General features: G+C 72.0%; 13 protein-coding genes and 1 pseudogene. 6 read left to right on the top strand and 8 right to left on the bottom strand.

Annotated elements, in window-relative coordinates:
* The first annotated feature begins 34 nt into the window (after positions 1-34).
* On the top strand, positions 35-289 hold the full coding sequence (locus ACH495_RS02140; RefSeq protein ID WP_396855916.1) for a FitA-like ribbon-helix-helix domain-containing protein: 255 nt from the start codon (positions 35-37) through the stop codon (positions 287-289).
* Positions 271-686: pseudogene (locus ACH495_RS02135) on the top strand (type II toxin-antitoxin system VapC family toxin). The gene ACH495_RS02140 and the pseudogene ACH495_RS02135 overlap by 19 nt, the downstream one beginning before the upstream one ends.
* A 266-nt stretch (positions 687-952) precedes the next feature.
* Here the strand turns inward: ACH495_RS02135 and ACH495_RS02130 are convergent.
* On the bottom strand, positions 953-1,354 hold the full coding sequence (locus ACH495_RS02130; protein ID WP_396855915.1) for a GntR family transcriptional regulator: 402 nt from the start codon (positions 1,352-1,354) through the stop codon (positions 953-955).
* 103 nt (positions 1,355-1,457) lie between these two features.
* Between ACH495_RS02130 and ACH495_RS02125 the strand changes: the two genes are divergently transcribed.
* From ACH495_RS02125 to ACH495_RS02110, 4 genes are all read left to right on the top strand, one after another.
* The gene (locus tag ACH495_RS02125; RefSeq protein ID WP_396855914.1) at positions 1,458-1,622 is read left to right on the top strand and encodes a hypothetical protein; all 165 of its coding nucleotides are present in this window, start codon (positions 1,458-1,460) and stop codon (positions 1,620-1,622) included.
* Positions 1,612-2,796 carry a helix-turn-helix domain-containing protein gene (locus ACH495_RS02120; protein WP_396855913.1) on the top strand — a complete coding sequence of 395 codons (1,185 nt, stop codon included), beginning with the start codon at positions 1,612-1,614 and terminating at the stop codon, positions 2,794-2,796. Before ACH495_RS02125 ends, ACH495_RS02120 begins: the two co-directional genes overlap by 11 nt.
* Positions 2,797-2,930: 134 nt before the next feature.
* On the top strand, positions 2,931-3,971 hold the full coding sequence (locus tag ACH495_RS02115; protein WP_396855912.1) for an NAD(P)-dependent alcohol dehydrogenase: 1,041 nt from the start codon (positions 2,931-2,933) through the stop codon (positions 3,969-3,971).
* A 16-nt stretch (positions 3,972-3,987) separates the two neighbouring features.
* On the top strand, positions 3,988-4,425 hold the full coding sequence (locus ACH495_RS02110; RefSeq protein WP_396855911.1) for a MerR family transcriptional regulator: 438 nt from the start codon (positions 3,988-3,990) through the stop codon (positions 4,423-4,425).
* Between the two features lie 15 nt (positions 4,426-4,440).
* Here the strand turns inward: ACH495_RS02110 and ACH495_RS02105 are convergent, their stop codons facing one another.
* The 7 genes from ACH495_RS02105 to ACH495_RS02075 all read right to left on the bottom strand — a co-directional run bounded on the left by ACH495_RS02105 (position 4,441) and on the right by ACH495_RS02075 (position 13,941).
* On the bottom strand, positions 4,441-5,901 hold the full coding sequence (locus tag ACH495_RS02105) for an endo-1,4-beta-xylanase (protein ID WP_396855910.1): 1,461 nt from the start codon (positions 5,899-5,901) through the stop codon (positions 4,441-4,443).
* Positions 5,902-6,208: 307 nt separating this feature from the next.
* On the bottom strand, positions 6,209-8,101 hold the full coding sequence (locus ACH495_RS02100; RefSeq protein WP_396855909.1) for an EAL domain-containing protein: 1,893 nt from the start codon (positions 8,099-8,101) through the stop codon (positions 6,209-6,211).
* Positions 8,088-8,708: an RNA polymerase sigma factor gene (locus ACH495_RS02095; RefSeq protein WP_396856501.1), complete on the bottom strand. Its 621-nt coding sequence runs from the start codon at positions 8,706-8,708 to the stop codon at positions 8,088-8,090. Before ACH495_RS02095 ends, ACH495_RS02100 begins: the two co-directional genes overlap by 14 nt.
* On the bottom strand, positions 8,708-9,001 hold the full coding sequence (locus ACH495_RS02090; RefSeq protein ID WP_396855908.1) for a hypothetical protein: 294 nt from the start codon (positions 8,999-9,001) through the stop codon (positions 8,708-8,710). Before ACH495_RS02090 ends, ACH495_RS02095 begins: the two co-directional genes overlap by 1 nt.
* 212 nt (positions 9,002-9,213) lie before the next feature.
* Positions 9,214-12,387: a helicase HerA domain-containing protein gene (locus ACH495_RS02085; protein WP_396855907.1), complete on the bottom strand. Its 3,174-nt coding sequence runs from the start codon at positions 12,385-12,387 to the stop codon at positions 9,214-9,216.
* Entirely contained in the window at positions 12,387-13,040 is a 654-nt protein-coding gene (locus ACH495_RS02080) for a hypothetical protein (protein ID WP_396855906.1), read from the bottom strand. The genes ACH495_RS02085 and ACH495_RS02080 overlap by 1 nt, the downstream gene beginning before the upstream one ends.
* Positions 13,027-13,941 carry an endonuclease domain-containing protein gene (locus ACH495_RS02075; RefSeq protein WP_396855905.1) on the bottom strand — a complete coding sequence of 305 codons (915 nt, stop codon included), beginning with the start codon at positions 13,939-13,941 and terminating at the stop codon, positions 13,027-13,029. Before ACH495_RS02075 ends, ACH495_RS02080 begins: the two co-directional genes overlap by 14 nt.
* Positions 13,942-14,076 lie beyond the last annotated feature (135 nt).

Here is a 14,076-nt window from a genome sequence, read left to right as displayed (position 1 = left end):
CCGAGTCGACACCAACCGCAGGCATCATGAATGCATGGTTGCTCTCCAGATCCGGGATGTGCCGGAAGAGGTGCGGGACGCCCTGGCGGCCCAGGCCAAGGCGCGCGGGCAGTCGCTCCAGGCGTACCTGCTGGAGCTGGTGGAGACGCAGGCCCGACGTCTCCGCGACACGGCGGCCCTTGATCGCTTCGCCGGCCGGTCGGACGGCACCCACTCCCTGCCGGGGGAGAGCGCCGACGAGTTGCACGAACAGCGGAAGCAGCGCGGACCATGGGGAAGCGCCGCGTGATGGTCGTGGATGCGTCGGTCCTGGCCGATGCGCTGGTCGATGACGGGCCGATGGTGACGCGGCGCGGGCTGAGCTGACCGGCGATCCGCACTGGGTCGCACCCGGTCACCTACTGGTCGAAGTCGTCTCCGTGATCAGAGGCAAGGTGCTCGGCGGGAAGCTCGGTCTTGCTCGGGCCCAGGAGGCGATCGACACCCTGCCTTCGTTGGTCGTCGACGAGGTGGGCGTCGGGATGCTGCTCGGCCGGATGTGGCAGTTGCGGGGCAGCGTAACGGCCTACGACGCGGCGTATGTCGCGGCGGCGGAGTTGCTGGCCTGCCCCCTGGTGACCGGAGACGGTCGGCTCGCGAAGGCCAGCGGCGTCCGCTGCGAGATCCGGCTGCTCGCGGCGCCCTGACCGGCGGGCGGCCGCCCCCCACCTGGCTGGCCGCGACCAGTTCCAGCCTGTCCTCGAAGCTCTCGACCACCGGAGCGACCAGCAGCGGATCAGGCCGAGTAGCCGGATCCTGACCCCGACCCACCAGCGCGTCGATCTTGCGCTTACTGCCCGGACAAATGGCGTATAAGCCGCGTTCTATGGGCCGAAAGTGCAAGATCAACGCGGCCTGGGGCAGAGCTGACGGATCGAACGCGTCTTCAGCGGACCTCTGCCACTGCCCACCCCTATCTTCCTAGGCGGATTCGGTCGGCAGCGAACAGCTCGCGGGAACCGTCGGCACGGAAGATCACGATGACCGGGATGCCCTCGCCCATTTCCAACTCGCGTCGCTCACCTGGCGTCGGCATCCGAGCGGTGGCGGTGTCGCCCTTGCGAAGGGTCACCGTCTCCGTCGGCTCGACGGCACGGACGAACGTGCCGCGCGGCGGTTCCACGATCACGAGCCCTTCCGACCGGAGCAGCGCTACTGCTTGTCGGACGCTCGTGCGACTCAACCCATATTCCTGAGCCAACCGCAGTTCGCTGGGCAGCGAGGCCCCCGGCGCGAGGTCGCCAGACGTGATCCGGTCTCGCAGCAGGTCTGCGAGCTGCCGGAACACGGCCCGGTCCGCGCTGGGGTCGATCACGATCGCGACGCTACGTGTCCGACAGCCCTACATCTTATTGTATCTACAGTACTACGTCGTTACAGTGATAGGTGCTGCGGCTCGACTGTCACCGGAGGTGGAAATGAGCAGGAAGAAGGCCGGTAAGCCCGGCAGGGGCGAGGAGATCGACGCCGCCGAACGGGAAGCGGCGATACGCCGGCTGCTCGCTCAGGCCGAGGCGGAGCGGATACCGGTCGAGGAGACGACCCGGGCCGTACCGGATCGGCAGCGGCGTCATGGGCGGTGAGCCGTTGCCGATCGGTCGGCGGGTGGCGTACTGGCGGAGCCGGCGGCGGATGTCGCAGCAGGTGTTCGCCGACCGGCTCGGCAAGTCCAAGAGCTGGGTCGACAAGGTCGAGCGCGGTGCCCGCGCACTCGACAAGGTGTCCACCATCGCGGACGTCGCCGCCGTCCTGCGGATCGACCGCGCGGTTCTGCTCGGCCCCGGCGCCTGTCCCGCCGGCCAGCATTCGACAACCCCGGGCGTGGGGCGGATCCGGGCGGCGCTGTCGACGTACGAGATGGACGCCGGACGACGGGAGGCGCCGTCGTCGGATCGACTCGCCCGCGACGTCGGGTACGCCTGGAGCACCTACCAGCACGCGCGCTACGCCCGGTTGACGGAGGCGCTGCCGGATCTGCTGCTCGCGGCGCAGCGCAGCCACGCCCACCGGCCGGAGGCGGGGCGGGTGTCGCTGGTGGACGCGTACCGGGTGACCGCGTCGTTGCTGCTGAAGCTGGGCGAGGACGATCTGGCGTGGCTGGCCGCGGACCGGGCGATGACCGTCGCGGCCGGGGATCCCGTGCTGGTGGCAGCGGCGGCGGTGCACCTGGGGCAGGTGTTGCGGGCCACCGGCCGGGCCGGCTCGGCGGTGCCGGTGATGCGCGCCGCCGCGTACCGGATCAGCCTTGACGGCGACCCGCCGGCGCACCTGGCCCTGTGCGGCACGCTGCTCGTGCAGGCCGCGCTGGCGGCGGCCCGCACCGGCGACGGGCGGGCCGTGGCGGGCCGGTTCAGCGAGGCGGCCGAGCTGGCGGCCCGACTGGGCGACGGGTCCGATCATTGTCGGACGGCGTTCGGGCCGGCGGCGGTTGTGTCGGCGCGCATGGTGGCGGCGGTGGAGCTGGGCGACGTGGGCGCGGCGGCGACCTGGCACCGGCGGGCCGTGGACGGCGACGGCTGGCGGTGGCTGCCCGTCGAGCATCGGGCGGCCCACCTGGTGGACGCGGCGCGCGGGCGTCTCCTGGCGGACGATCCGGCCGGGGCCGGCCGGCTGCTGGTGGCGGCCGACCGCGTCGCCCCGGGCGAGGTGCGGTGCCGGCCGGCCGCCCGGGATCTGCTCGAGCGGGTGGCCCGGAACCCGGACGCTCCGGCGACGCTCCTCCCGCTGGCCACCGCGCTCGACGGGTCGGGGGCGTGACCGCAGCGCCGCCTGCTTGACCAAGCATCAACCATCCCCTACGGAACGTTGTCGGAGGCCCACTCGCGACGGGTGTCCTTCCCGCTGAGCGGAGGCTTGCGCTGGAGTGAACTCCAGCGCCTAGCGTCGCCGCCATGGCACAGACGACAGGCATGGCCCTGACGGCTCCCGGCGGAAGCTGGGCGCCGTACACGTTCGAACGCCGGGCCCTGCGCCCGGACGACATCGCGGTCCGCGTCACCTGGTGCGGGGTCTGCCACACCGACCTGCACGCGGCCGAGGCGCTGACCGCCGACGCCCCGCCGTTGGTGCCGGGGCACGAGTTCGTCGGCGAGGTCACGGCGCTGGGCAGCGAGGTGACCGGCTTCCGGGTGGGCGATCCGGTCGCGGTCGGCAACATCGTCGACTCGTGCGGTACGTGCGGCGCGTGCCGGGCCGGCGAGCAGCAGTTCTGCGTGGAACATCCCACCCTCACCTACGGCGGTCGGGACCGGGTCGACGGCAGCGTGACGCTCGGCGGGTACGCGCGGGACTACGTGGTGCGGGAGTCGTTCGCGTACCCGCTGCCGGCGGGGTTGGACCCGGCCGGCGCGGCACCGCTGATGTGCGCCGGGGCGACCGTGTTCGAGCCGCTGCGCCGCTGGGAGGTGGGCGCCGGGGACCGGGTCGGCGTGGTGGGGCTGGGCGGCCTCGGGCACCTGGCGGTCAGGTTCGCCAGGGCGCTGGGCGCGCGGGTGTCGGTGTTCACCACCTCGCCGGGCAAGGAGGCCGGGGCGCGTGAGCTGGGCGCCGACGAGGTGATCGTCTCGGGTGACGCGGCGGCGATGGCGGCGCAGGCCGGCCGGTTCGACTTCATCCTCGACACCGCGTCGGCCAAGCACGACCCGTCGCCGTACCTGCGGGCGCTGCGGATGGACGGCACGCTCTGCATGCTGGGCATCCCGGACCGGTACGAGCCGGAGGCGCTGGCGCTGCTGCTCGGCTACAAGCGGCTGGCGGCGTCCGGCAGCGCCGGCCAACCCCGTACCCGGGAGATGCTGGAGTTCGCGGCCCGCCACGGCGTCGTCGCGGACGTCGAGAAGGTCCCGGCGCGGGACGTGGGTCGCGCGCTCGACCGGCTGGCCCGCAACGACGTGCGCTGGCGGTTCGTGCTGGACCTGTCGGACCTGGGCTGAGGCGTACGGTTGCCGGGTGACCGCCACCGCAACCGCAGTCGGCATCCGAGAGGTGTCGGAGCTGACCGGCATGAGTCTCGACACCCTGCGCTGGTACGAGCGTGAGGGCCTGATCCCGCTGGTGAAGCGCACCTCGGACGGCCGCCGCCGGTACGGGCCGGCGGCCGTCCGCTTCGTCCGCCTGGTGCAGGCGCTGCGCCGCACCGGCATGCCGATCGCGGAGATCCGCCATTTCGTGGCGCTCGGCCCCGGCACCCCGGAGCACGCCGCGCAGCGGCTGCGCATCCTTCAGGAGCAGGAGGAGCGGCTGCACCGCCGCCGCGCCGAGCTGGACGAGGACCTGCGGGTCATGCGGCACAAGATGGCGGACTTCCGCGACCTGATGGCGCACGGCCGCACCTGCGAGGACGACGACCTGCCCGACGACTGCGGTGGCCCACCGTCGCCACGGTGAGCCACCGCCTGTCGGTCAGTTGGCGACGAGCCGGAACTGCTGGTTGGCCTGGCCGTTGCAGTCGTAGAGCTGGATCTGCTGGCCGTTGGCGGTGCCCCAGACGTCGAGGCAGCGGCCGGACTGCACGCCCGTGACGGTGCCGTTGGCGTTGACGTTCCACTGCTGGTTGGCCTGCCCGTTGCAGGCGTAGATCTGGACCGCCGCGCCGTTGCCGGAGCCGGCGGCGTCGAGGCAGCGGGCGCCGCCGTACACCGTCAGTTGCTTGCTGGAGGTGTAGGTCCACTGCTGGTTGGTCTGCCCGTGGCAGTCGTAGAGCTGCACCCGGGTGCCGTTGGTCTGCGACGAGTTGGGCACGTCGACGCACCGGCCCGACTGGCTGCCGACGATCCGGCTGGCGCCGCCGGACGGCGGCGGCGTGGTCGGCGAGGTGGTCGGCGTCGCCGTGGGCGAGGCGGTCGGCCCGGGGCCGGCCGCGTTGAGGGCGTTCAGGACCGAGGTGTACGCGGCCTTCTTGTTGCCGCCGCCGTCGAACAGCAGCGGGCTCTCGCCGGAGCGCCACGAGTCGCTGTCGCGCACCCCCCACACGGTGATGCCGATGCAGCGCGGCACGTTCAGGCACGCCTGGGTCAGCCCGGCGTACTGGCTGGTGGAGGCGTTGGTGACGTCGACCTCGGTGAGCGCCACGTCCACGCCGAGGGCGGCGAAGCTGGACAGCGTGGTCTGGAAGTTGCTCGGCAGCGAACTGCCGCCGGTGAAGTGGGTCTGCAGACCGACGCAGTCGATCGGCACACCCCGGGACTTGAAGTCCTGGATCATCCGGTAGACGCCCTGCGTCTTGCCGTACGACCAGTTCTCGATGTTGTAGTCGTTGTAGCAGAGCTTCACCGACGGGTCGGCCGCCCGCGCGGTACGGAACGCCACCTCGATCCAGTCGTTGCCGGTGCCCTGCAGGTTCGAGTTGCGGCGGCTGCCGTCCTCGTTGAACGCCTCGTTCACCACGTCCCACGCGGCGAGCTTGCCCTTGTAGTGGGCCATCACACCGTTGATGTGGTTGATCATCGCGTTGCGCAGCGTGCTGCCCTGCATGTTCTGCATCCAGCCCGGCTGCTGGGCGTGCCAGGCCAGCGTGTGTCCCCGCACCTTGAGGCCACGCTGGGTGGCCCAGTTGTAGATCTGGTCACCGGAATTGAAGTTGAACTGGTTCTGGTTCGGCTCCGTCGCGTCCGGCTTCATCTCGTTCTCGGCCGTGATCATGTTGAACTCACGCGCCGCGATGGTGCTGTACGTCGAGTCGTTCAACCGGCTCGCGGCGATGGCGGTGCCGAAGTAACGGCCCGACTGCGCGGCGGCGGCACCCAGCGTGCTGGCGGCCTGGGCCGGGGTGGGCACCATCAGCGCGGCTCCGGCCAGGGCCAGCGAGCCGGCGGTGGCGGCCAGCAGCAGGCGGTGGGGGCCACGGCTGAGTAGACGTTTCATGACACTCCTCTTCATCTCGGACGAGGATGCGCAAGGTTGTGGGCACGGACCGCGCACCTGGTGGGGACACCACCGGGACGGTGGTGCGCGGCCCGGATCACCGGCCCCGAAACTTCCGGAAAGCTACCGGTAACTTCACCGCAACATACTCGCGAGATATTGATCGGTCAACGTCAATGAGCCCAGAAATCGGCTCGGTACAGTCGCCGAAACTTCCAGTCGTCGGGTGCCGTGCGTCAGGCGATGCGGGACCGACCGAGATCCGTCAACTCGTCCGGACCGCGGCTCGCACCGCGCCCGACGACGATCAGCCGAGCGCGGTGCACTGTGGTGGGAACCGCAGTTCCAGCTCGACCGTCTGCGCCTCCGTCCGGCTGACGGTTATCGGCTCGGGTCGTCCGGTCCGGTAACCCTGGGCGAAGTCGACCCCGAGGTTCCGCAGCAGCTCGATGGTCTCCTCGTCCTGGACGTACTCGGCGGCGACCCGGATGCCGAGCGCCGCACAGAGCTTGACCAGCATGGACACCAGGGTCTGACTTGCCGGCGACCGACAGAGGTCGACGATGAACGTCCCGTCGATCTTGACGAGATCCACCGGGAGTTGTTTCAGATGGCTGAGCGTGCTGTAGCCGGTGCCGAAGTCGTCCAGTGCCAGGTGGCAGCCGACCTCTCTGATCCCCGTCGCGAAGGCCAGCGCCTCGTTCCGGTTCTCGATGAGGGCGGTCTCGGTGATCTCGAACGTCAGGCACTCCGGCTTGACGCCGTGCCGGTCGATCGCCTCGGTCACGAAGGCGAGCAGCCCCGGGTCGGCGAGCGACCTGCCGGAGAGGTTGACCTGGTAGTGGGAGGTCTGGGCACCCCGGCCGATCAACTCCAGGGCGTGGTCGACGACCCACTTGTCCACCGTGAGGATCTCCCCCACCCGCTCGGCCATGTCGAGGAAGGCCCAGGGTGCGACCGGCTCACCGGTGTCACTCCGCACCCGCAGCAGGATCTCGTGGCGGGTGACCTGGTTGAGCTGGAGATCGACGATGGGCTGCGCGTAGAGGGCGAATCTGTTCGCCGAGACCGCGTGCCGCACCCGGGAACGGCACCGGTCCGCCCGCTCGCCGTCGGCGACCGGCTGGTCGAGCACGGTGATGGAGGTCGTGGTGCGGCGGGCGTCGCGGGCCGCGTGCTCGCCGTCGACGAGCAGGTCGAATCCGCTCGCACTGATCCCGCCGCCGAAATGCACCACGCCCGCCGAGGTGTTGAGTCGCACCGTCTTCTGCCGGACGCTGAACAGATGGTTCCGGAACCGCTCGACGATCCGAGCCGCCAGGCGCTCGGCGTTGTCCCCGGCCGGCGCGAGGAGCACTCCCCACAGGCCGGAGCCAACCAGGCCCCCCGTCAGCTCGCTCCCGACGACCGTGCGCAGGAGACCGGCGACCGCCGCGGTCAACTGGTCGCGGTCCTCGTCGGTGAGCGCCTCCGGCAGCCGGGTGGCGGGTTCGGTCGCCACGACGACGACGGCGCCACCGGTGGTGCGGCGGGCCCGATCGACCTCGTCGATGACGTAGCCGCGGGTCGCCAGACCGGTGAGGGCGTCCCGCGCGGCCGGGTCGGCGCAGAGCATGCGGCTGCGGACGGCGAGCCGGCGGCGTTCCCGCCGGGCGAGTTCGAGCGTGGTGACGTCCTCACCGGTGGCGATGATTCCGGACGGCTCGCCCCGGTCGGTCGTCATCTCCAGGTGGCAGTGCACGTGGCGGATGCTGCCGCCCGGGCGGATCACCCGGAAGCCGACCTCGCCGGGACGCTTCCGCTCCCATACGGCCCGGACCGCCGCACGGACCCGCCCCGCGTCCCCGGGATGCACGAGGCCGAGAAGCGTGTCGGGGGTGAGCCGGAACGTTCCTGGCGCGTGCCCGAAGATCCGCGCCATCTCGTCCGACCAGAAGATCCGCCCGACGCCCTCGGTCCCACCGGCTGTCCAGGTGACGGTGCCCAACTTCGACAGTTGGGCGGCGCGCGCGACCCGGGCCGCCTCGTCTGCGTCGCAGGTCAACGGGTCGACGAGGTCGGCGTCGACCAGGATCTTGTAGCCCTCGGCGAGTGAGACGTCGTACTGGCTCTGCGCGGCGCGCGCGACCCGCCGCGCCCGGGCGAGTTCCAGCGGGCTGGGCGTGGTCTCGGCCAGCGCCAGGATGTCATCGAGATCCACGGCTCTCCCCCTGCCGCCGGTGGCCGTCCGGGCCGGTGTAGCCGGCCTTCTCGGCCAACTCGCGCAGCCCTCGCCGGGCGGCCACCTTGTAGGAGCGGACGCTGTTCTCGGTCAGCCCGAGGATGCGGGCGATCTCCTGGTTGGAGAATCCCTCCTGCGCCATCTGGAACACCTCGGCGTGCCGCGTCGGGAGCTGGTGCAACCAGCCCCGCAGCGTCTCCTGCGCCTCCCACACGTCGGCGATGTTCGAGCGCGGTACCGGCGGCAGGTCCTCCGGGGCCATCGCGGCCTCCCGCTGACACCGCTGGCGGTCCTTCATGATCTTGAATCGGGCGGTTACCACGATCCAGCCGATCGGCCGGTCGTGGGCTCGCAGCTCGGACCACTTGACCCGCCCGTGCAGGTACGCCTCGTTGAGCGCGTCCTCGACCACCTCGCGGTCCCGGCACGCCGACCTGAGGATCCGCTCCACCTGGTGGTAGGAGGCCTCGGCGAACACGGCGAACTCCTGGTCGTGCGCGGCCTTCACGCGAGCGGCCTCAGCCTTCCGCGCCGTCTCGCGGTCGGCCTGGTCCGTCGTCAGGGCGGCGGTGCCCTCGAACTCCATCACGCCGCCTCCTCGACGGCCTCGGCCTTCGCCGCGCTGCGGCCACCCAACTCCACCTCGCGGTGCCCGTCGCGGTCGCGCTCCACGATCCGCACCATGTCGTGGTCGGCCTCCGCGAGCCTGATCAACCAGGTGACCCGGGCTGTGGTACGTGTCGTCGCCTCGCGTTCCTCCTGTATGCGTGCTCGGTACGCGACCCACGCGCGCACCAGTCCGGCCACCGCCCCCGCGACGGCCACAGCCACGGCCATCACCTGATAGCCGGTGAGCGGTTCCGCCAGCGCTTCGTTCATCGTTCCCCTGCCCCCTTCGGTCGCCAATTACTATCCGTGGCGGGCAGCGGATGTAGACGCCTTCGCGTCCACAATGTTCTGGAAGATCGATGATCAAGGCTGCTGGCAGCACATACAGCACAAAGTCATCTCGCCGAAACGCTGCGCGAAGTGGTCATGACAATCCCATGGGGGCAATTTGCGCGTGGTCCTCCGTCACTCTCGGCTACCGATCAACCACCACGGCCCGTCCCGCGCGCCCGATCCAGCACCTCTTCGACGGTGAGCGGACTGCGCGGGTGGTGGCTGAGCGACAGCGGCGTCCGGATCTTCCGCGGCGCCGCGCCCTCGGCCGCGAGATAGAACTCGCCCACGGTCAGGCGGGAGATGTCCGGCACGTCGCCGCCCTTGGCCCGGGCCATCTCGCGCGCCGCCTCGATCTGGATCGGGCTGTTCATCAGGCCGTACAACTGCGTCGCCGCGTTGCCGGGAATGCGGTTGTGCAGCCCTTTCGGCGCCTGCGTCGCGAAGATCAGCCCGAGCCCGTACTTCCGGGCCTGGGCGGCCAGCGCCAGCGTGCTCTGGGTACAGGCGGTCATCGCCCCGGACGGGGCGAACGTCTGCGCCTCGTCCATGATGAGCAGCCCCAGCAGCGGCCGGTCGCCGGCCGGGTGCTTCTTGATCCAGGCGAAGAGCGCCATCTGGAGCTGGTTGACGAAACTCTGCCGGACGTCGTCGGACGGCAGGCCCACCAGGCTGACGACCGACACCCGGGCCCGCTTGCCGGGGGCGGGGGTGAGCAGCACGCCGGGATCCATCGGCGTGCCCTCGCCCCCGAAGAGCGGGTCGTTCACCATGGCGGCGGTCAACGTCTGGGCCAGGCTCAGACCGATCTTGTCGGCGTCCTCCAGGTCGATGATCCCGTCCGGCAGGTCGGCCAGCGTGTCGACGAGGCCCTTCAGCCGGGAGCCGCCGCGCCGGCCGTAGTGCTCGACGGCCTTGCGCAGCACCGCCAGTCCCAGGTGCGCCCGGGTGGCGCGGCCGGTGACCAGGGCGCGTGGCGCGAGCGCCGCGACGGCCGCCTCGACCGCCTCGCCGAACTCGTCCGGATCGTCGCGCACGCTGGTGAAGTCGGGCAGCGGCTGGAAGCTCAGCGGGCGGCCCGAGCTGCGGCGCGGTGTCCAGACCAGCACGTCGGTGTGGGCCAGGTAGTCCGCCGCCCGGGCCGCGTCGCCCGGCCGCCACTGCGGGGGCGGCTCGGGCCACGCCTCGCCGAGCCGGGCCAGGTCGTTGTTGGGGTCGAGCACGATGGCGGAGACACCGGCGAGGGCGCACTCCTCGACGATGCGGCGGATGAGCACCGTCTTGCCCGAACCCGAGCCGGCGAAGATCGTGGCGTGTTTCCGGAGCGCTTCGAGGGCCAGCGGGACCGGGGCGTCGTCGTCGTACCCGTGGCCGACGACGAACGCCGGCTCGGGCGCTGCCGTGGGCTCGGGCGCGGACATCGACGGCCCGATCGTCGCCTGGGCGGGTTCCGGTGGCGGTCCGGCCGCCGCCGTCCAGCCGTCGGCGTCCACCAGCGCGTGCCGCAGGAACGTCAGCTCCCGGCTCGGCCGCCGTTCGGCCAGCCAGCCCCGCAGGTCCATGGTGGTCTCGGCGAGCATCACCCGCAGCGCCGAGAGGATCCGCAGGTCCTCGTCGTCCAGGCCGATGGTCCGACCGCCCGCCGCGTGGCACGCGTCGACCGCCTTCCGGGTGGCCGCGCTGGTCGACCACCCGCGGTTGCGCAGCAGGAACAGCTTGCGTTTCGCCAGGCCGGTGTCGAGGGCCGACGCCACGCACGCCTTACGGAGCCGGGCCAGCGCGGCGTTGCCGTGGTGGTCGTCGCTGATCGCCCGGAAACACCAGTGCACCTGGTCCTCGGTGTAGTCGTCCAGCGTCAGGCGCAGCCGGGCGTGCAGCGGCGGGTCCGTACTCGGCGGCGGATCGACGCTGAACGCCGCCCCGGCGTCACCGCGCTCCAGGATCCAGGCGGTGAGCCCGGCGGTCAGCAGTGCCGGCATCGCCCGGTCCTCCGACGTCCGCTCGCGCGGTGCGACGAGATCGGCGGCCGCCCGCAGCTCGGCGAAGCGGGTGTCGTAACGGGCCATCTCCTCGGTGGTGGCGGTCGCCGGATCGGGCCCGGGTACCCGGGGTTGCGTGGCGGACGGCTCGCCGAGGGCGGTCATCTCCCGGACCTCGTCGTCGGCGAGACAGGCCCGGATGTGCCCGTCGATCTCGATCAACAACTGGCGCGGGGTGAACGACCCGGCGTCGGCGAAGGCGCGCGGGGACACCGGCCACGAGGGGTACGGCGGGACGAACCCGACCCCCTGGTAGCGCAGCGTGAACCGCTTCTCGATGATCGCCCGGGCCAGGTCGGCGTCGTCGATGCGCCGCAGCATCGGCGTCTCCCGGAACCGGTCCGCAACCGTGTCGGCGGCGGTGGACCGGATGATGGTCCACGAGTTCGGGATGCAGGCGAGCACGGTCAGCGTGCGCCGCGTCGTCTGGCGCAGCGACATCAGGCCGTCCGCCATCCGGGCCAGCGTCAGTGCCTGCTCCGGGCTCATCGCGGCGGCGCCCACCAGCGCCGGGTCGCTCTGGATCGCCAACTGGGCGATCAGCGTGTCGATCTGGTCGATCGCGACGACGGACGGGCCGGTGAGCGCCAGCAGCCAGGACAGGTCCTGCACGATCTGCTGGGCCGGGCGCGGCACCCGGCGCATTCCCCAGGCCGCGCGTTCGCCGGGCGCCATCTCCTCGCCGGAGAGGAAGTAGTTCTCCGCGACGTCGCGGTGGGTGATGTCCTCGGAGGCGCTCAACGCGAGCGCCCGCGCCGTCTCCTGGCAGGTCCGGGCCGCGTGCCGGTCGAAGTCGCCCAGCCCGTCCAGGAACGCGTCGAGTGCGGCCCGGGTGAGTTCGGTGTCGCCCATCACGGCCCGACGAGCCGTCCGGGGCGCGCCCACCAACGCCGACAGCCGCCGCAGCAGCAGCTTGAGCTGCGTCTCCGGGCTGCCGGGCACCGGCCGGGCCAGGCCGTCCAGCATCGCGGCGAGCACACCGTCCCAGAAACCCTCGGCGTCGAGCAGGCCGACCAGGAAGAAGTAGCCACCTCGCTGCTGCACCTGCTCGCGGATCACCCCCAGCAGGTGGGTCTTGCCGGACCCGCGCTGGCCCCGTACGACCAGACCGAGCGGGCTGCCGTGCGGGTTCGACGCGGCCTCGTCCACCCCGGCGAGCACGTCCCGGACGACCGGGACGTGCAGGCCGTCGACGTGGAACGGCAACGGTCGCCACACGTCGTCGGGCACCGGCGCCCAGTCGAACCGCAGGGCCGCCAGCGCGGACCGCTCCGCCTCGTCCATCACACGCCGATCGCCAGCAGGTGGTTCTCCTGCCCGCCGAGGCGCAGCGCCGCCGCGAGGTCCGCCTCGGTGAGCGTCTTCTGGTTCGACTCCGGCGCGATGGTCACGCCGTCGGTCCGGCTGAGCCGGCGCAACGCCTCGTCCACCTCGTCGCGCGGCACGTCGGCGAAGAACGGGCGCAGCCGCCGCAGGCTCACCCAGGCCCCCGGCTCGTCGGCGAGCGCCCGGTAGGCGCTGACGACACGCGCCTCCATCGACCCGGCCGACCCGGCCGCCGGAGCGGTGGCCGGGGCGCGCACGTCGGTCAGGGCGAACAACTCGGCCAGCGTGGCGCAGCCGCTGCGTGCCAGGACGCGTTCGCGCAGGTTGGTCTGGAGGGCGGCCAGCGCGGCACCGAGCGCGGACGCGCCGCGCAGCGTGAAGTCGAGGTCGGTCTGCATGCGTACCCAGCCCTTGTCGTCGAGCTGGAGGGCGTACGTCGACCCGCTCCGGCGGCTGGCGACGTACTGGAGGCGGGTGAGCTTGTCCCGCTGCGGCTTGCGTACGTCCAGGTGGTAGCGGTCACGGAGTTCGGTGTTCAACACCTCCCGCGCCTCGGCCATGAGCACGACGAGGATCGCGCTCTCGGATGCCGTCAGGTCATCGCCGGCCATGATGCCGTCCTTCCGCCATGTCCCGGCGACGGGCCCGCAGATACGTACCGATCTGCTGGACCACGGCGCCGACGTCGTGGATCACCCGGGCGTTGGTGAAGCGCAGGACCGCGTAGCCGTCCAGTTGAAGCTGGACGTCGCGCTGCCGGTCGGCCTCGTAGTGGACCGGACGGCAGTGCTCCGGCCCGTCGATCTCCACCACGCACCGTTCGTCCGGCCACAGTAGATCGAGTCGCACCGGCGGGGCCAAGCCGTGGGACTGGTAGCTCTGGTTCCACCGTCGCCCGGCGGCCCAGCTCTCGACGGCGAGTGCCGCCTCCAGCCGCTTCTCGACGTCACTGCCCGGGTGCGGCCTCCCCACCACCGTCTCGGTCCAGGCGGGTAGGGCGGGCGGCGGCGCGACGCGGAACTCCGGCAGTCCTTCCCCGCCCACCCCCACCAGCCAGACCGCCGGGCCGCCGTGCTGCACGAGCCAGGCGGCCCCGGCCGCGATCACCCCGCCGTCCCCGGCGGGTGGGGCGACGAGCAGCACCACCCGCCGCCGCCCGAACGCGCCGGCGACGAGGCGGGCCAGCGCCACTGCCCGGGTACGCGTCGGAAGCGGCGCGGGGGTGGCCCGCCGCCGACCGGTCACCGCGAAGACGGCCAGGTCCGGCAGGAACGAGCCGGGGAACCGCTCGCGGCGGGCGCGCGCGGTGGCCGCGACCCGGACCGCCGCGAGCCCGGCCGTGTCCGGGCGGATTCCGTCCGCGATCTCCGGCAGCCAGGCCGGCAGCAGCTCGACGGCGACCTGTTCGAGCCGGTCCAGGGCGGCGTGCACGGCGTCCGCCGGCGTCGCGGGTCGGGCGGCCGGGCGGTGCACCACGGCGGCGAGGTCCGGGTGGTCGCGGGCGATCAGCATGGCCAGCGCGTCGATGTCCGCGTCGGGCAGGGCGACGACGCGATCGGACGGGACGTCGGCGAGGCTCCGGTTCGACAGCAGCGCGAACCCCTCCCCACCGTCGACCGAGACGTCCCGGGTCAGGGTACGAATCAG

The sequence above is a fragment of the Micromonospora sp. NPDC018662 genome, assembly GCF_044391475.1.
Lineage (GTDB): Bacteria > Actinomycetota > Actinomycetes > Mycobacteriales > Micromonosporaceae > Micromonospora.
This window is presented reverse-complemented; position numbering and strand designations above follow the sequence as displayed.